Annotated in this window: 14 protein-coding genes and 1 tRNA gene; 5 read left to right on the top strand and 10 right to left on the bottom strand. The window is 41.1% G+C overall.

Annotated features, from left to right (window positions below; translation table 11 throughout):
- Positions 1–48: 48 nt before the first annotated feature.
- From FNW02_RS13025 to FNW02_RS13015, 3 genes are all read left to right on the top strand, one after another.
- Positions 49–867 (top strand): acyl-CoA desaturase, encoded by an 819-nt coding sequence (locus FNW02_RS13025; protein ID WP_191757963.1) that lies wholly within the window; start codon positions 49–51, stop codon positions 865–867.
- A 231-nt stretch (positions 868–1,098) separates the two neighbouring features.
- Positions 1,099–2,151, top strand: coding sequence for a fatty acid desaturase (locus tag FNW02_RS13020; RefSeq protein ID WP_191758046.1), 1,053 nt, complete (start codon positions 1,099–1,101; stop codon positions 2,149–2,151).
- Positions 2,152–2,376: 225 nt separating this feature from the next.
- Complete coding sequence (locus FNW02_RS13015; RefSeq protein WP_191758045.1) at positions 2,377–3,456, top strand: fatty acid desaturase; 1,080 nt, start codon at positions 2,377–2,379, stop codon at positions 3,454–3,456.
- Between the two features lie 179 nt (positions 3,457–3,635).
- Here FNW02_RS13015 and FNW02_RS13010 read toward each other — a convergent pair whose 3' ends face one another.
- The 5 genes from FNW02_RS13010 to psbZ form a co-directional block, all read right to left on the bottom strand.
- Positions 3,636–4,901 (bottom strand): glutamate-5-semialdehyde dehydrogenase, encoded by a 1,266-nt coding sequence (locus FNW02_RS13010; protein ID WP_191757962.1) that lies wholly within the window; start codon positions 4,899–4,901, stop codon positions 3,636–3,638.
- Between the two features lie 4 nt (positions 4,902–4,905).
- Positions 4,906–5,313, bottom strand: coding sequence for a hypothetical protein (locus FNW02_RS13005; protein ID WP_191757961.1), 408 nt, complete (start codon positions 5,311–5,313; stop codon positions 4,906–4,908).
- A 683-nt stretch (positions 5,314–5,996) separates the two neighbouring features.
- A tRNA-Gly gene (locus FNW02_RS13000) sits at positions 5,997–6,068 on the bottom strand.
- A 154-nt stretch (positions 6,069–6,222) separates the two neighbouring features.
- On the bottom strand, positions 6,223–6,798 hold the full coding sequence (gene ribH, locus FNW02_RS12995; RefSeq protein ID WP_191757960.1) for a 6,7-dimethyl-8-ribityllumazine synthase: 576 nt from the start codon (positions 6,796–6,798) through the stop codon (positions 6,223–6,225).
- 193 nt (positions 6,799–6,991) lie between these two features.
- Entirely contained in the window at positions 6,992–7,180 is a 189-nt protein-coding gene (gene psbZ, locus FNW02_RS12990) for a photosystem II reaction center protein PsbZ (protein WP_191757959.1), read from the bottom strand.
- A gap of 301 nt (positions 7,181–7,481) precedes the next feature.
- Between psbZ and FNW02_RS12985 the strand changes: the two genes are divergently transcribed.
- Positions 7,482–10,193 carry a CBS domain-containing protein gene (locus FNW02_RS12985; RefSeq protein WP_191757958.1) on the top strand — a complete coding sequence of 904 codons (2,712 nt, stop codon included), beginning with the start codon at positions 7,482–7,484 and terminating at the stop codon, positions 10,191–10,193.
- Positions 10,194–10,235: 42 nt separating this feature from the next.
- Here the strand turns inward: FNW02_RS12985 and FNW02_RS12980 are convergent, their stop codons facing one another.
- The 4 genes from FNW02_RS12980 to FNW02_RS12965 all read right to left on the bottom strand — a co-directional run bounded on the left by FNW02_RS12980 (position 10,236) and on the right by FNW02_RS12965 (position 13,742).
- On the bottom strand, positions 10,236–10,958 hold the full coding sequence (locus tag FNW02_RS12980) for a Uma2 family endonuclease (protein ID WP_191757957.1): 723 nt from the start codon (positions 10,956–10,958) through the stop codon (positions 10,236–10,238).
- A 93-nt stretch (positions 10,959–11,051) separates the two neighbouring features.
- Positions 11,052–11,414, bottom strand: a complete 363-nt coding sequence (locus FNW02_RS12975) for a DUF5615 family PIN-like protein (RefSeq protein ID WP_191757956.1) — start codon at positions 11,412–11,414, stop codon at positions 11,052–11,054.
- Positions 11,411–11,749 (bottom strand): DUF433 domain-containing protein, encoded by a 339-nt coding sequence (locus tag FNW02_RS12970; protein WP_191757955.1) that lies wholly within the window; start codon positions 11,747–11,749, stop codon positions 11,411–11,413. The genes FNW02_RS12975 and FNW02_RS12970 overlap by 4 nt, the downstream gene beginning before the upstream one ends.
- Before the next feature lie 217 nt (positions 11,750–11,966).
- Complete coding sequence (locus FNW02_RS12965) at positions 11,967–13,742, bottom strand: serine/threonine protein kinase (protein ID WP_191757954.1); 1,776 nt, start codon at positions 13,740–13,742, stop codon at positions 11,967–11,969.
- 325 nt (positions 13,743–14,067) lie between these two features.
- Here FNW02_RS12965 and abc-f point away from each other — a divergent pair, with 325 nt between their 5' ends.
- Positions 14,068–15,684, top strand: coding sequence for a ribosomal protection-like ABC-F family protein (gene abc-f / locus FNW02_RS12960; protein ID WP_191757953.1), 1,617 nt, complete (start codon positions 14,068–14,070; stop codon positions 15,682–15,684).
- Positions 15,685–15,856: 172 nt separating this feature from the next.
- On the opposite strand, the gene FNW02_RS39905 is transcribed toward abc-f, so the two are convergent.
- Positions 15,857–18,253, bottom strand: a complete 2,397-nt coding sequence (locus tag FNW02_RS39905; protein WP_191757952.1) for a protein kinase domain-containing protein — start codon at positions 18,251–18,253, stop codon at positions 15,857–15,859.

The raw sequence follows: 18,253 nt of genomic DNA, 5'->3' as shown, positions 1-18,253 counted from the left end.
GTTCGCGCTTTCTTTCCTAGGCTGAACAATTTCAATTCAGGTTTCTGCATGACAATTGCTACTTCAACTAAACCTCAAATTAACTGGGTTAATACCCTATTTTTCATTGGACTGCACATCGGCGCTCTTTTTGCCTTTGTTCCTGGTAACTTTAGCTGGACGGCAGTTGGTGTGGGTTTCTTGCTGTACTGGGTAACTGGTGGTCTAGGCGTTACTCTGGGATTTCACCGCCTTGTTACCCACCGCAGTTTTCAAACTCCCAAGTGGCTAGAGTATCTCCTGGTTTTCTTCGGAACACTCTCCTGTCAAGGAGGCCCAATTGAGTGGATAGGGACACATCGCATTCATCATTTAAATTCTGATACTGACCCTGATCCCCATGATTCTAATAAAGGCTTTTGGTGGAGCCACATGGGTTGGCTGATTCATTACTGTCCCGCTCACGCTGATGTTCCTCGTTTCACCAAAGATATTGCCGAAGACCCAGTTTATCAGTTTTTAGAAAAATATTTCATTTTGATCCAGGTTGCTCTGGGTGTATTGCTTTTGCTTCTGGGTGGCTGGCCGTTCGTTATTTGGGGGATTTTTGTTCGGATTGTCTGGGTTTACCATTGCACTTGGTTGGTGAACAGCGCCACTCATAAATTTGGCTATCGTAGCTATGATTCCGGTGATCAATCGACTAACTGCTGGTGGGTAGCTGTATTAGTTTTCGGCGAAGGCTGGCATAATAATCACCATGCCTTTCAATACTCAGCTCGTCACGGGCTGGAATGGTGGGAAATCGATTTAACTTGGATGACAGTGCAATTGCTGCAAGTACTTGGTCTAGCGACTAATGTGAAACTTGCAGACAAAAGGCAATAAGTCATTAGTCATTAGTCATTAGTCCTTAGTTATTTACTAAGGACTAACGACGAAGGACTTTCTGTGTAATCAATATCCATTCGCCAATTCAAATTGACTTCAAAAAGCTACTTAAAAGTGCGCTTGGATACGTTAGATTGTTATAATTCAAAGCGCTAATGTTAAGAAACTTTGCGGCAAGCCACTTTAGTTGGTGACTTGGTGGAGGAGTTTGTTGTTTTTCAGGTGTTCATGACTACATCAATAATTAACAATCAAAAACTAAGTGATGACCTTGGTAATTCTGATCTAAGGCTCAAAGATATTGTCAAAAGTTTGCCACGGGAATGTTTTCAGCAAAACCGTCGTAAAGCTTGGACGCAAGCGCTTATCAGTGTTTTTACGGTTGGCTTGGGCTACTATCTTCTGACAATCACACCTTGGTTTCTCTTGCCCCTTACTTGGATTTTTACGGGCACTGCTTTAACAGGTTTTTTTGTAGTTGGTCATGATTGTGGTCATCGCTCATTTGCCAAACGTCGTTGGGTAAATGATTTAGTGGGGCACTTGTTCATGATGCCATTAATTTACCCCTTCCACAGTTGGCGCATTAAGCATAATTATCACCATACTCATACCAATAAGCTGGATGAGGACAACGCTTGGCATCCCATTAGACCAGAAGTTTTTGAAAGTTGGGATAAAACTCGACAGTCCGCCTTTGAGTTGTTTATGCGTAAACGCCTCTGGTGGGTAGGTTCTATTGGACATTGGGCAGTTGTGCATTTTGATTGGCGCAATTTCAAGACTAAAGACCAATCAAGTATTAAGCTTTCTGTAGCTGTAGTAGTTATGTTTGCTGCGATCGCTTTCCCTATTCTAATTGCCACAACAGGTATTTGGGGATTTGTCAAATTTTGGTTGATGCCCTGGCTGGTTTACCATTTTTGGATGAGTACTTTTACTATTGTTCACCATACTGCTTCAGATGTTCCTTTTGTGACGGCGAACAAGTGGAGCGAGGGCATAGCACAGCTATTTGGCACAATTCATTGTGATTATCCCCGTTGGGTAGAATTTCTTTGTCACGATATCAATGTCCATGTCCCCCATCACATTTCTACTGCTATTCCTTCTTATAATTTGCGCCTAGCTTATAGCAGCATTAAAAAAAATTGGGAGCCTTATTTACATAATGAATGTCAGTTTTCTTGGTCTTTAATGAAGCAGATTACAGACCAGTGTCAACTGTACACAACTGATGTCGGTTATAGTACTTTCAACGAATATTACTCAAAGCGATAAACAGCGTTTCCAGCAGTTTTGCTATGAGCATCATGCTCCTAAAAAAAGGAGCATTGATTGTGCTGAGAGTTAAATAGATTCTGGCAATTCTCTACTTAAAATTGTTTAGTCAATTGCCAGAGATTACTCTTGTGTGTTAACAAGAACTAGTATCATCTGCATCGCAGAGGTAAGATTATCTTGCCTCAAACTAAGGTTCCGATTTTTATCCAATCAAAGAATCCAGTGCAATCAAATATTATCAATTCCAACAATCCTCAAAACTATGAACTGTCTGAGGATACAACAAAGCTACCTTTTACTCTTCAGGATTTAAAAGCTGCAATTCCCGCTGAATGCTTTCAGCCTAATGTAACAAAATCACTGTTTTATTTCTTTCGTGACATCCTAATTATTGGTCTGCTTTATGCAGTTGCTAATTATCTAGATTCTTGGGCTTTCTTTCCGATTTTCTGGTTAATGCAAGGAACGATGTTTTGGGCTTTGTTTGTAGTTGGACATGACTGCGGACACCAATCTTTTTCTAAGCATAAATGGCTCAACGATTTGATTGGACATCTTTCTCATACACCGATACTAGTTCCTTATCACGGCTGGCGTATTAGTCATAGAACTCACCACAAAAATACTGGTAATATCGATAATGATGAAAGCTGGTATCCTGTAACAGAATCGCAGTATAAGGAGATGCCTTTAGTACAAAAGATAGGTCGATATTATGTTTTTTTATTAGCCTATCCAGTGTATTTATTTAAGCGTTCTCCTAATAAAGAAGGCTCTCACTTTTTACCTAGTAGTTCGCTTTTCAAGCCATCAGAAAAATGGGATGTCATTACCAGCACTGTACTCTGTACTTGTATGGTAGGTTTGCTGCTATTCCTCACATATCAGTGGGGTTGGATGTGGTTACTAAAATATTACGCTGCACCCTACATTGTGTTTATTATCTGGCTAGATTTGGTGACATTTTTGCATCACACTGAGCAAGATATACCCTGGTATCGTGGAGAAGATTGGACTTTTTTGAAAGGTGCAATTTCTAGCATTGACCGTAATTATGGTTTGATCAATCATATCCATCACGATATTGGTACTCATGTAGCTCACCACATATTCCTCAATATCCCACATTACAATTTGCTGAAGGCGACTGAGGCAATTAAACCAGTGATGGGTGAATACTTCCGCAAATCTGAGGAACCAGTTTGGAAATCGCTGTGGCGTTCAGGTGTCAGTTGTCATTTTGTTCCCGATGCTGGTAGTAAGGTTTACTACACATCTAAGAAGAAATTGGTTAAAGGCTAATTGCTGTGATGAAGAATGTAGAGAAGCTATACTTTGCTTCTCTACAAAGTGATACCACACACGTTGTAGTATGACTGTATGGGTTTATTAAAAAATTAATTTTTTATTAGTTTACGCATTTCCTAAATGAATAGTTTCAAGTATTAAATAAAGCGCCAAGTTTATTTAATACTTAAATACTAAAATCGCCCATTTCCTTGAACAATGTGTTTGACGGTAGTCAAAGTTTCCAGGCTAATAAATCCTCGGCGATGACCTTTTTGGTTTGACATTCCGAGAAATACTGAGTCTCCCCGTGAGGGATTGCGGGAAAAACGCGGGGAAGTATTGATGTAGGTAGAGGCGCTGTTAACTCCTAAAGCAAACTGCCGACTTTCCTGATATGATTCAGTCATAATACAGTCAGCATGACCACTGCTGTATTCATTAATCCAGGCGATCGCACCCTCTAAGCTGTCCACCAGTTTAAAAGCTACTGTCCTAGTTAAATAAGCATTTCCCCACTCGTTTTCCTTTGCTAGATGCAACTGCGGAAAAGCTTCTACTAATTCTGCATCCCCTTTAATTTCAAAGCCTTTTTCCTTCAAGCTGTTCCATAAAACTGCTAGTGAAGATGGTAAAGCTTGGCGATGAATTAGTACCTTCTCAATAGCATTTACTGGGTCTGGTTCACTCTGATGGCTATCAATAATCATCCAGCGCACCATTTCTAAGCTGCTATTGAGCGACCAATAAAGGTAACAATTACCCATTGCAGACTTTAAAACTGGGCAAGTTGATTGTCGCATTACTTGCTGAACCAAGCTAGAACGTCCGTAGGGAATCACTAAATTTACATACTGATCTTGAATGACTAAATCACGAACAGAAGCACCATGTTCTGCTGTTATTAGTTCTACACATCCTGATGGTAGTCCAACTTCGGCGATCGCATTTTGCAATACATCAGCGATCGCCGCGTTAGAATGGCTAGATTCTGTGCTACCTTTAAGAATCAGAGTATTGCCAGTTTTAATACAGAAACCCGCTGCGATCGCCCCTAAATCGGGAAACGCCTCATAAATAAATCCAATTACTCCCAAAGGCATTAACTGCGAATAACTCTGGGAATCTTCTAGTTGATAGTCAGCGTTCCTGACCCGCCGTAGCGGATCTGATAATTCCCCTAACCGTTGTAGAATGTCTACGGTCGTTTCTAACCGTGTAGGAGTCAGCTTCAGCCAATCTAATATCAAGTCTGGTACTGCCATTTCCCGACTGGCTTCCAAATCCAAAGTGTTGGCTTCCAGAATATCGTCAAATGAACGTTCTAGCGCCTGTGCCATTGCCAACACAGCACGACTCCTGTCTGCTCCCTTTGTCAATCCTAACTTTAAAGAAGCTTGATACGCGCGTTGAGCACTAGTAATTGGTTCGGGGTAATCATCCAAAAATTCAACGGTCATTGAGTTAACGTCTGTAGGTAAGCCAGACCATTAATGCTGGCAGAATAGCTAATAGCACCGCCACCATTGCCCAAGCAACAATGCTGGAACTATTTGCCAATCGCAGTGCTAATGGCAGCCATATAATCACTAGCACGAAAATAATGCCCAGTGCTATAGGCAGATAGCTTTCTCCTAATCTAGGATGAACAACATGCCAACTATTTCCCGTCCAACGCCAAGCCCGCTTGTAGGGATAGGTTGTAGAAAGTTGTTCTAGGACATAACCATTATCTTCCAGTACAAATATTTGCTGACAGCGATCGCAACCAAATGCTTCTGTCAACGTAATCGGAATTAACCGCCCCCGGCGACGGCAGGGACAGGGATATTCCGTATTAAAGTCTATTTTTTCAGGTTTTTGAGATTGCACAAGCGTTCTAATAACTTGAGCGTGTTTTTTACAAACTGCGAGAATATCAATGCCTTAGCAACTGATTTCCCTGTGATCAACTTTTTTATATGGATAGTGAGGTAAACACTACCATGATTACAAAAAGCAGATGAAGCCAACTCAAGGCTGTCGTGATTGCTGCCTAGGGGACTGGTTATTTGACCAGAGGATAGCTATCTGTTGTCCTTCCCTGTAATTAGCAGTCTGGGTTAAAAATTTTTTCCTCTTCATCTTTGGCTTTAAAAGAATGTATTTACATTTGGCAGGCACTTATTGTACTGACATATCTAGTACGATCTTAAGTCTACGTGGCGATAACTGCTAAAACAACCAGCATGGAAAAGCAACTTCTACAAGCAACACGGTTATCTTTGAGTATTTCTCTACTTTTTATTCCTCACAAATTATAAGCATCTGTATAGAGACAGTAAAGTTAGAACTCCAACCCGTTTGAGTGACTTTTTTATCTAGATATATTTTGGCTAAATTCACTGCCAAAAGACGTGTTGTACCTTACAATACTGCTATTTAAACAGGCTTCTTTAGATCAAGTGAGTACACCGCACACAAAACGACTTGCTTGCATCTATAGATGTCTAATGCTTGCTAAATCGCTCTTGGCGTAGACTTAAAGTACTGATTATATTTTACATTTTTTTAGAAGCGGGTAACGCGATTCGAACGCGCGACATTCACCTTGGCAAGGTGACGCTCTACCACTGAGCTATACCCGCAATTTCAATGTAAATATTATAATCTCAGATTTGTTCTTAATTGTCAACCCCTGGATTTGGTCATTAGTCATTAGTGAATAACAAAGGACAAAGCGAAAAGTTTGATCCGAGGAAGCCTCGGCTCAAAACTTTTAAAGACAGGACTAATGACGAACTAGCCTATTTCTTCCGACTCAGCAGCTAAATTGCCTAGGTTGGCACTCTGAAAAGAAGCTGGCAAAGACTGGGTATTTCGATATGGCTCTGCCAGGTTAGAACGCAACTGCCGCATGAGGCTTGCCATTTCCAAGGCGCTCATAGCATAATCCCAGCCATGATTGCTTTTGATGCCTGCCCGTTCTAAGGCTTGCTGCATAGTATCAGCTGTCAAAATACCAAAAATCACAGGTACACCTGTTTGAAAGCTAGCAGCAGCAACGCCCTTTGCTACTTCCGAAGAGACGATATCAAAATGAGGTGTTTGCCCCCGGATGACTGCACCCAGGCAAATAATGGCATCATAGCGATGGGACAGTGCCAGTTGGCGAGCTACTACAGGTACTTCAAAACTTCCCGGTACCCAAACATAGTCTACCTGATTGCCGTGGGGGTTGGTATCTACACCGTGGCGTTTCAAGCAATCTTGACACCCCTCCAGGAGTTTAACGCTAACCAGGTCATTGAATCGACCAATTACCACTGCAAACCGTAAAGGTTCTGTTTGAATAAAACTTCCCTCAAAAACTGCCATGACTGCCTCTGAATCAGGTATACTTCTGGCCAATATACATTTCTTCTTTAAAAAATGTAGAGGAGCAGGAAAGCACGGTTAGGAAAAGGGAACTAAGAAAAAGATATCTCTTTTTTTCCTTTAACCTTTCAACTTGGCTTTTCTGCCCCTCTAGTTTTTATATTATGTGCCTCTGCCAGAGCGAAGCCGTCGTCTATACGACAAAAAAGTTTAACAGACCGACTAAAAACACTAACCCAATCCAGACCCCTGAACCAAGCCAGAGTAGCTTTTTAGATTCATTCCAATTTTGGGGAGTGGCATAAGCGACAGGGACACCGACAACGAGGACAAAAGATAGCGCAACCAGACCTATCAAAGCAATTTGGAATATTATGGTCATTTTTGCTTCTCCCAAGCTAGCGAAATACTAAAGATAGAATATCCTAAAGGGCGACACTGACAGTTTTTCCTTATTTTTAAGCTAGCAGAAATTGCTACATTTTAGTCATTTGTCCTTTGTCCCCGAAGTTCTGATGCCTGTCTTGAAAAGTTTCCTAGGTTGGGAAACCCGCCTATAGAACTTTTTACTCTTGGCAGGCTGCGCCAATGGATAGTGCAGCTCTCTTCGACGTGGGAGCGTCGGAAGCCGACCCTCAAACTTCTCTCTTCGTCTAAGTACTAATGACTAATGACTTTTAATTATGGACTTAATTCTTTGCCATACAACAGCTGATTTTGACGCATTAGGGGCGGCGGTAGGGCTAACACGCTTGCTACCGGGGAGCAAGATTGTCTTATCTGGCGGCTCTCACCCTCCTGTGCGGGATTTTTTGGCCTTGCATCGAGATGAATATCCTCTGATTGAAAGGCGTTCAGTTATTCCTGAAAACATTCGTTCCCTGACTGTGGTGGATACGCAACACCGCGATCGCTTGGGTAAAGCTGCTGAGTGGTTAGATTTACCTCATTTAAAAGAAATCATAGTTTATGACCATCACCTAGGGCAAGAATCAAATATTCCAGCTACGCAATCATATATTTCCTCTGTGGGAGCTACCACAACTTTAATTGTGGAGCAATTGCAACAACACCAAATTTCCCTTACTCCTGCCGAAGCAACGGTGATGGCTTTGGGTATCCACGTTGATACTGGCTCGTTGACATTTGACCAGTCCACATCACGCGATGCCTTAGCTTTGGCTTGGTTAATGGAACAAGGTGCAAGTCTGTCAGTAATTTCCACTTACCGTGACCCTGGTTTATCTCCCCAATTGCAGCAGCTATTAACCCAAGCACTGGAGAATTTGGAATATCTCTGTTTACATGGATATACCATTGCTTGGGTAGCTCTGAAAACTGAGGGTTTTGTGCCAGGGTTATCGAGTCTAGCCTCGGAACTCGTCGAGTTAACCGAAATTGACGCCATACTGTTGGCGAATGAATATTCTTTAGACAAAGATGACGTACGCTTAACAGTAATTGGGCGATCGCAAATTCCTAAAACAAATCTTAACCTCTTATTCCAACTTTTAGGCGGTGGTGGCCATTCGCAAGCAGCATCGCTGAATCTCCGGGGAGTAGACTCTAAAGCAACATTACAACAACTCTTGGACGGGATAAAAGCGCAAATTCCCCATCCCCCCACTGCTATGGACTTGATGTCTTCTCCTGTCCGCACTATTCTTCCTGAAACTACAATTGCCGAAGCCCAGCGTATTTTATTGCGCTACGGAAACTCAGGTTTATCTGTAGTCGATTCCCAAGGGCAACTTGTAGGCATTATTTCACGACGAGATATTGATATTGCCTTGCATCACGGGTTTAGTCATGCGCCAGTCAAAGGCTACATGACAACGAATCTCAAAACGATTACACCAGATACAACACTGCCACAAATTGAGGCGCTGATGGTGACATACGATATTGGGCGCTTACCAGTGTTGGAGAATGAGCAGTTAGTGGGTATCGTGACTCGCACTGATGTATTGCGGCAATTACATCAAGAAAGAGAGGAAGAAAGAGGAACAGAAGGAGACAGAAGGGGAGGGAGAAGGAGAGAAAGCCATCTTAATCTCCCTCAATTGCAGAATAAACTTGCGCCTCAATTGTGGCAATTACTTACCATAGCATCGCAAGCAGCCCAAAAGCGGGGTTGGCATCTTTATCTAGTAGGTGGTGCAGTGAGGGACTTGCTATTAGCAAAAGAAGCAGCAGGTGATTTGATGATTAAAGATATCGACCTTGTAGTTGATGGCTTTCACAAAACAGCAGATGTCGGTGCTGGTGTAGAGCTAGCAAAGGAACTCCAGCAACTTTACCCTGCTGCTCGTTTAGAAATCCACGGAGCTTTTCAAACTGCTGCTTTGTTATGGCACAATGACCCAGAATTAGACTCTTTGTGGGTAGATATTGCCACCGCTAGGACAGAATTTTATCCTTACCCAGCGGCAAATCCAGAAGTTGAGGCAAGTTCTATTCGTCAAGATTTGTATCGTCGAGATTTTACTATCAACGCAATGGCACTGCGACTCACCCCTCCCCGTGCTGGTGAATTACTTGATTTTTTTGGCGGTTTACTGGATTTACAAGCTAAGCAAATTCGGGTTTTACACCCCAACAGCTTTATCGAAGACCCCACCCGCATTTATCGCGGTGTGCGCTTTGCTGTGCGCTTCGGATTTGAGATTGAACCGCAAACGGAAGAGTTTATCCGTTATGCCATTAACAGTGGCGTTTACGATCGCACTGCCCAAGAGAATAGCAGAACTCCAGCCTTACAAACTAGACTCAAAGCAGAATTGAAACATATTCTGGAAGCTCCATACTGGAAATCAGCTTTACAGTTACTCGATAACTTAGGGGCGTTGCAGTGCATCCATCCTACTCTGAAGCTAGATGAAGAAATATTACGGCAATTACGTTTGCTAGAACGTTGTTTGCGACGATTTGACTCACAGCAAACCCTGATTCATTGGCAAATGCGCCTGGAAGCATTAGTCATTCACTTAGCACCCGAATATCGGGGAAAAGTGGCACAAAATTTGCAATTGCAGGAAGATAGCATCGCTAGGTTGAAGAAATTTGCCCAAAGCTTTAACCAAGTGATGGAACTGTTACCTAGTTGTCAACATCCCAGTCAAGTGGTGCAGTTGCTACGACAGTATGACTTGCCAATGCTAATTTTAATTGCCTTACACAGTTCACGTTTTCTCAGGCAACAGATATGGTATTACTTGACAGTTTTGGCTAACATCCAGCCGATTTTAAATGGCAATGATCTCAAGATATTAGGCTACAAACCAGGGCCTCAGTATCGACAAATTTTAGATGATATACTTGCAGCCAGCTTGGATAAAGTAATTAAAAATAAAGTAGAGGCAGAAGAATTTTTAGCCAAGCATTATCCCAAATAAATTGCTTCTTCTCATCTAGGGCACATTACACATCGCAATAGTTTAAATTGTATCTGGGTCTATATTTAACTCGCGCAGCTTTGTTGCCAAACGTTCTACTCTTTGTTCTGCCTGTTCTACTCTTTGTTCTGCCTGTTCTACTCTTTGTTCTGCCTGTTCTGCCATTTCTTCAGGTGTTGGTACTAGTTGCCCATCTTGTGTAAAAAACCGTAATAGACCTTCATGAATTCCCAAATATAACCCTAGCTGATGACTCCACAAATGCCCTTGTTCCGAAGCTTGCAGAGGTTGATATTCCCCATCTACTAAATGAAATCCTACAAATTCTAGCGTGAAAGGCTCGAAGTAAAAATAATCCGGTGTACGGAAGGTATCTTGATAAATTTCTTTTTTTAAACCTTTGTCTGTATTTGCTGTTGATTGAGAGAGAATTTCTACAATTACATGAGGATATTTGCCATCTTCTTCCCAGACTACCCAACTTTTACGGGTTTTGCGTTCAGTTCCCAACACTACAAAAAAATCTGGCCCTCGGAAGTATTCTGATTTGCGTTGGTGTGGGCTGTAATAGATAGTCAAGTTTCCAGCCACGTAGAAATCATTTCTATCTCGCCACACCCATTCCAAGCATGTTAACAGTAAGATTATTTGTCGTAGATGTAGTTCGCTTTCCAAGGGAGGCTCATCACTATATAAATCACCAGGGGGAAATATAACATCTTGGCAGATGCCTTGTTGATCATCTAATTCTTGAGCAATGGTCATAGGATGAATATGGCATCAAGTAGTTATGGATTTATTTTAGCAGTGTTGTAGTAGGCGATCGCGTAGCGTCGTACCGTAGGTAATCGCCTATTTTTAAGGTAAGGGTAAATAAACTATTCTGTCTTGATATTCATCGTCTTCTGATGCCAAAGCAACTATTATGAGTTCTTCTATATTTTCACCAATACTTAAATTTGGATTGACAATTAAAATTCCTGGTATGTGACGATTAACAGCAATATGGTCAGCTAAATGTACTGGCATAGAAGTTCGGTTATTTGTCACTAATATAAAATTATTATCCTCACACCAATAGAGGATTTCTGGATCAAGTGTACTTTTTGGTAGAGTTCCTGATTCTCCTAACACTTTGATCGCAATCTTAGGTTCTCGTAGTCTAATTTGATTTAGATATATAGGATTGACATTTTCATCAATCAGATATTGCAGTGTCATGCTTGCTGTTTAGCTTGTCTTTCAATTCGGAGTTGGCGCAGTTTCTCCGACACTGGTGGGGGATTGAGTCTCTGTTGTTCTCGCATTCTATGACCGTGTTCTATCCAGTTTTTGATGTAAGCACTGACAGTTTCTTTATTTTGCAGATAATAAAGAATTGTTGCATATACTTGCTCTAAAGATATTGTTTGATAAATTTGGGCAATTTCTTCTGGAGAACGTCCACAATCAATGTATTCATAAAGAATTGTTTCAATACCAATTCTTGAGTTTTTCAGTCTAATATCTTCAGAAGAGAGAAAGTTGAAATACTCTGCGATATGATTGGTAGACATAGATTGACCTATATTCATAGTTAGTTATTATATATAGTAATCTTTTTGTTCAAGCAATAAGCTTGACGGCATAGCTATCGCTTACCGCACTACATTAACGCTTTGCAAAAAAGGCTTCGCAATCTTAAGTTAGGCAAAAAAAAGAGAGCGCAATCTTATCTTCCTCACAAACAAGACTAGATCCCCGACTTCTTTAAGAAGTCGGGGATCTGTTTGATTACGGTTTAATTAAAGATTCTTCAGACTGGCGATATTTAGTAATTAACCTACGTCTTTTTAGGGGTGAATAAAGCAGCATGAAAAGTGTCGGTAAACTGGTTCCGGTTAGTGCTAACAAAATAAATGGATTTAGAAAGCCCGCTATTATCCCAGTTCCTACACTAGCTCCAAATCCTAATGTTAGTAGTATTAGTACAGTTGCAAATGAGTCTTCAGCCAAATATATAACCCAATATCTAGCATCACCCACAAACTGACCCACGTACACACCCACAACCGCACCCACAGTCACACCCACAGTCCCAACCACAGTCCCAACCACAGTCCCACCCACAACCGTACCCACAGCCCTACCCACAACCATACCCACAACCGAACCCACAGCCAAATACACAGCCTGGGCTACTCCTAGCTCTAGTTTGGAATAACCAACCCAAAATATATATGAGAAAAGACCCACAAACAGAATCTTCTCATATCCACTAATTTCTAACAAGAAACTCCCAACCGCACTTGCAGCATAAGTAATAAACCAAGTCGTAGCCATAGCTACCACCACAGTCATTAAAAACAGCCGAATTAAATCACCAGAGGCTATCTTTCGCTTTTCAATCGGTAAAGCAGCCGTCTGCACTTTCACCGTTAAAGTGTGAGTCTCTGGATATGCATTACTGTGCAGTATCAGTTGACGTTTATACTGCTTATCCGCCATCAATTTACTCGTATCCACCTCAACCTGACACCAAGCATGATTCCCACTAAACTCAGCAGGTGTCACCGAAATCCAAGCATGATCATCTGGGGTATGCGGTGGATCATTAGGATGAGGTGCAATTTCCCATCTACCTTGTAGTAAAGTATCTGCTATAGGGTTCTCAATAGTAATGCTTTGCGTTAGCTTTTCCCCTAATCGCTTCGCTTTAAACTCCAGCACTGTTTCACTAAAATCAACTCCCGCTACACGAATAACATCAAGTGGCTTGAATGCTTCTAAAGCTGATTGTGCATTAGCGAAACGGTTTTTCTGTAGCGGTTGTATCATCTTTTCCAACCAACCTAGAAACCGTAGACTCAACCGAGGTAGAAGATGGTGAAACTTGATTAAATATGGATCATCTTGATCTTGCAATTGATCTATTTTTGTTGATTTGATTCCTGTCAGTAAGCAAATCAAGGTTACACCCAAACTATACAAGTCTGTAGCGTCTGTTGGTTTAAACATTTGCTCAGGTGGGATAAAGCCAGGAGTACCTCTAAATACACTACTCGCTGCAACTTCCTGGCTGCCAACACGAGCAAAACCAAAGTCAATTATATAGACGTTGAGTTGCTCATCTACCAAAATATTTTCCGGTTTAATATCTCGATGAATTATCGGCGGAATACAATTTTGCAGATATACAAGAATTTCTAAAGCTTTAACTGCAATTTGTTTAATTTCCTCTGGTGCAAAGCTGCGGGTTTCTGCTAAAGATGGGGCATTGATATATTCTTGAACTAGACAAAAGCCATCAGGTCGCTCAAAAGAACTCAGATAGTGGGGAATACCAGGATGATTAAGTTTCTTTAAAAATTGAATTTCTTGTTCGCAAGCTCTGAACCCAGACCAACTGGAACCAGCTTGAGCAAAGCAAAACTGCTTCACTACCACCTGTTCCCCTGTATCAACTTTTGATGCTAGCCAAGTAATCCTTCCTCCTTCCCGATTACGTCCCAATTCTCGCAAAACTTGATAACCGTTTTCACTGAAATCTGGATATGAATAGCTATTCATAAGTTCAAGGGCAACAAGTAAGGTAAGTCAAGTTTGCTGTGTAATACGCAAATATGCTTAAAATAGCAGTAGCAATTTTATATAATCAATATTTTTAACAATAATTATTTAAGTGTTTATAATGAAAAACGGGTAGTAGGGAAATAGAAAAGGCGATCGCTACCCTTCCGAAATTCCTTCGTGCTACACTGTAATCAATATCAAACCTCTCGACATCTCCAGTGAGATAGCTGAAATGAAGTAGTACCAAACATTTGTTTTGCACCTAATCTACCCGTAGTCATTGTTAATAAACGGGTGGAATGCGAATAGAGGTTTGAAAAGAATGCAGAAAAAGTCAATATTAATAGCTGAGAATTTAGCTTATGAACTCAGTGCAACTAGGACTGTATTTGAGAAAGTTCAGGTGAGTGTTGAGACAGGTGATCGCATCGCCATAATCGGTAATAACGGCGTAGGAAAATCAACTTTGTTGAAGATACTTGCAGGACAAATTAGTCCCAGTGCGGGTTCTGTTTGGCGTAATGGGATTGTCTATTATTTGCCACAGATCAGCACTATTAAGCAAGAGATTACAGCAGATACAGTACTTAATTTTTTGATTTCCATCTCTGATGAATGGTGGAAAATTGAGGAGACTTTACAAGTACAATTTCACACAAAGCTTGATTTATCTGTACCAGTTAATAACTTGAGTGGTGGAGAAATCACGAAATTATTTTTAGCAATTGGTTTAGCTCAACAGCCCAACTTGCTGTTACTCGATGAGCCAACAAATCACATGGATTTGCAAGCATTAGAAAGCTTAAGACAGTTTCTTTTGAATTTCACTGGTGCATTTGTGATTGTCTCACACAAGCCTTTTTTCTTAGATCAAGTGACAGAAGTTACTTGGGAACTTACACCCGAAGGTGTGAAGGTGTACGGCGGCAATTTTTCTTGGTATCGAGAACAGAAAAAAATAGAGTTAGAAGTAGCATTGCGATCGCACGAAGTCGCCAGAAAGGAACTTAAGCGTACACAAGCTACAGCAATGCAAGAACAGCAACGTGCAGCGCAATCTAGTCGCAACGGCCGCTCCCAGGTTCTTCATGGCAGTGTAGACAGAACGGCCGCAGGACTGATTAAAACAAAAGCTGAGGCTTCAGCTGGAACTGCAAAAAAGAAACATGAAGCATTGGTAGCAAAGGCTACTCAAAAGGTTATAGAAACGAAAGTGAAAACAACAAAGACAACGAGTATTCAGTTAGAGCAAAAAAGTCAAAAACGCAGAAATTTGATTGATATTCAGGGTGCAAATCTTTGGGTGTCAGAACGCCTGCTAATTCAAAACATTCAGTTACATATCTCCTCTAGCGATCGCATTGCTTTTGTAGGCGCTAATGGTTCAGGTAAATCGAGTCTGGCAAAAGCAATTTTAAGGATAAATAAGCAAGCAGCAATGTTGGAATCGGGTGAGGTTTTGCTTGCACCAGCGATGAAAGCAGTGTATCTCGATCAAACTTATGAACTGGTGAATCGAGAGCAGACGATTTTAGAAAATATGCAAACTGCCAATCCAAATCTCAGCTATCAGTCGTTGCGTCAACAATTGGGACACTTTCTATTTAAATATGATGACGTTCACAAAACAGCGTCCGTCCTGAGTGGAGGTGAGTTGGTAAGATTAGCGATCGCGATCATCAGCATCTCTGAAATTGATTTGTTAATTCTCGATGAGCCAACTAATAACCTCGATATTGAAACCGTTGAACAAGTGGTTGCAGGTATTAATGAGTTTCAAGGAGCGCTTTGGGTCATTTCCCACGATCTAAATTTTCTCAGCAAAATTAACATTACCCAAAGTTTCAACTTGAGTAACCAATGCTTGCAAATGATGACGTATTTACCCAGTATGCCAGAGCAATATTATCAAGAATTACTGGAATGTTATGATGGATAATTTTGATAGTTAGCAGTTTACTAAAACCAGTATTCAATTGTTTAAATAGAACTTTACAGGAGTAATAACTAGCGAATTGTGCTGGATCAGATATCCTGGCTAACATGACAGTAGCAAGTTAAAAGTTTATTAGTTCATCTAGAATTTAAAACCTTTAAACAGTGATTTCAATTCAGACATAATTGTTGATTAAGCAGAGGTAGAATTTGCTATCACAATTCTGTACATATTCCTCTAAAGCTTGTAAAACTTCCGCAGCCGACTGATATCTTTCCCTGAAGTCGTAGCGTACCATCTTGTCTAAAATAGCTGCTACCTCATCACTAACTTCGGCTTGGTGTTGCCAGAGAATTTCTCCAGTGTATGGGTCTTCTTTCAATTGAGTGGGATAAAAGCCTGTTAGCGCTTGGATACCAATTATCCCCGCAGCATATATATCGCTGCTAAATCTTGGCTTACCTCGGACTTGTTCACTCGGCATGTAACCACGAGTACCAATAACAACTGTACTAAGTGATTCACCAGTAGTTGTCTGTTCAATTTGCTTCACAGCGCCAAAGTCAATCAAAACTAATTTTTGGTCTTGTTTACCTCTGATAAAATTTGAGGGCTTAATATCGCGGTGGATTACATTGTGCTGGTGGACAAACTCTAGCACTTTTAAAATGTCGTATAAAATAGCAATCACCTGAATTTCAGGTAACGGCTTTCCAGGAGTGAGTTCTTGATCCAGGCTATGACCATCAATAAATTCTTGAACTAAATAGAACTCCTGATTTTCCTCAAAGTGAGCAAAGATGCCAGGTATCTGGTCGTGGTTTCCTAGCCTGTACTGAACTTCTGCCTCAGATTCAAACAATCTTCTTGCTATCTGCAAAACTTTTGGCTCTGTCTGTGCAGGTCTAAGTTGCTTAACGACACAGGGAGGGTTGCCGGGTAAATCCATATCTTCTGCAATAAAAGTATTTCCAAATCCACCAGCACCAAGGACTTTAGTAATTTTGTAGCGTCCTCTCAAGATACTCCCTATTACCGCAGACTTTCCTGTATTAGAAACCCCCGAATTAATAGAATTACCAATCGTTGTTGGTATTGCTTTTGACTCTACTGTTGCTGGTGGTATCTGAGTATTATGCTCAATTAAAGTAGATGCCCGTTTCAAAAATTCACCACAGTGTGAACAAAAGGTATTATCAAGAGGATTCTTATGACCTCTGCTACAAGTAGGCGAAAAGTTTTGTACTATCGGTGGTTGAGTTAAAGCCTCACCACAGTAGATGCAAAAACGATTACTAGAGCGATTTTCATGTCTTTTGCTACAAGTAATTACGACAGCTTGTGCCTTTGGCGGTGATGTTGGTGGCGAAGAACCGGGAAATACAGTTTGCAACCAAGCTATCTGACTTGTATTCTCTGTTTCTGACTCTAAACCTGCTACATTAATCTGATGAGATTGCTTTTTGATTTCGATGCCACCGAGCGATCGCCAAGTCAGTGGTACTTCTGCCGGATTTTGGAAAGTCATTGGCAACCAAGTAGCACCAGGAAATTTATTCTCTAAACGATTTATTTTTTCTCTTGCTCTCCGCACCGCAAGATGTAAAGGCTTTCCTGAAGCAAATGCTTCAAGAAAACGCTGCAAAAACTTCTGTGCTACTTCATCCGGCACAGGCTCTCGCATCACTATGATATTTGGGACGTGTAACTGAGCTAATTGCCGTGCTATTCCCAACCCATCACAGGAGTTAAAAATTGCTAACTGCAAACCGCGTTTAACAGCTTTTCTCAGATCAGGTTCTAAATCATCAATTGTTATAGTATCCTCGTCATTAAGGTCAATAAAACCACTCTCTGCGTCTTCTTCGGTACGGGTGTGACCTGCAAAGAAAAGTATTTGTGGTTTATGCTCATCAATCTGGTCACATAAGTACTCTAAGCTCGGTTTATCCAAATGGATTAAGCAGGCGTTGGAGTTTTCGGCTAACTGTTTTACCAACATCTCCCAGTCTGTTTTGGTATTAATTCTGGTGTCTCTGCCGAAAACTGCTAAAATTTTGACTTGACCTTTGGTAGTCGCTATTTGTCCTTTTTTCACTGGTAAAGACAAAGCAACCTCAGCCCGATGATAATGCTTAAAAAAATCATCCCAGAGATGCCAAGGTAAACGCTGCAATTCTGGATTTTCAGTCTCAAATATCACCCGAATTTCCTCAGAGTCGTCCTTCAGGCTTTGGAAAAGTTTCTCACGGATAGGACTAAAATTAGAGTTTGCTTTTAACCAATCATTAAGGCTGGACTTTAACTGTTTGCTAGCTCTTTTGATTTCATCAATGATAGAAGCGTCAGTACCTCCCGTGACGCCCATTCGAGTAGAATATCTGCCTGAGACATGGTTACGATATCGTAACTGCCAATGGGTGTAGTGTTCATGCAACTCTGGAGCTGAAGGCAGTTTTCCTTTTGCAGCAGCAATCCACTGGCGATCGCCTTCCGTCCAAATCTGCAAGGATACAGCAAAACCGCTCTCAAAATTTCCGTCTATTAAATTAATTACAACTAACTTGCCCAT

The organism is Komarekiella delphini-convector SJRDD-AB1 (assembly GCF_014831675.1).
Taxonomy (GTDB): domain Bacteria; phylum Cyanobacteriota; class Cyanobacteriia; order Cyanobacteriales; family Nostocaceae; genus Komarekiella.
This window is presented reverse-complemented; position numbering and strand designations above follow the sequence as displayed.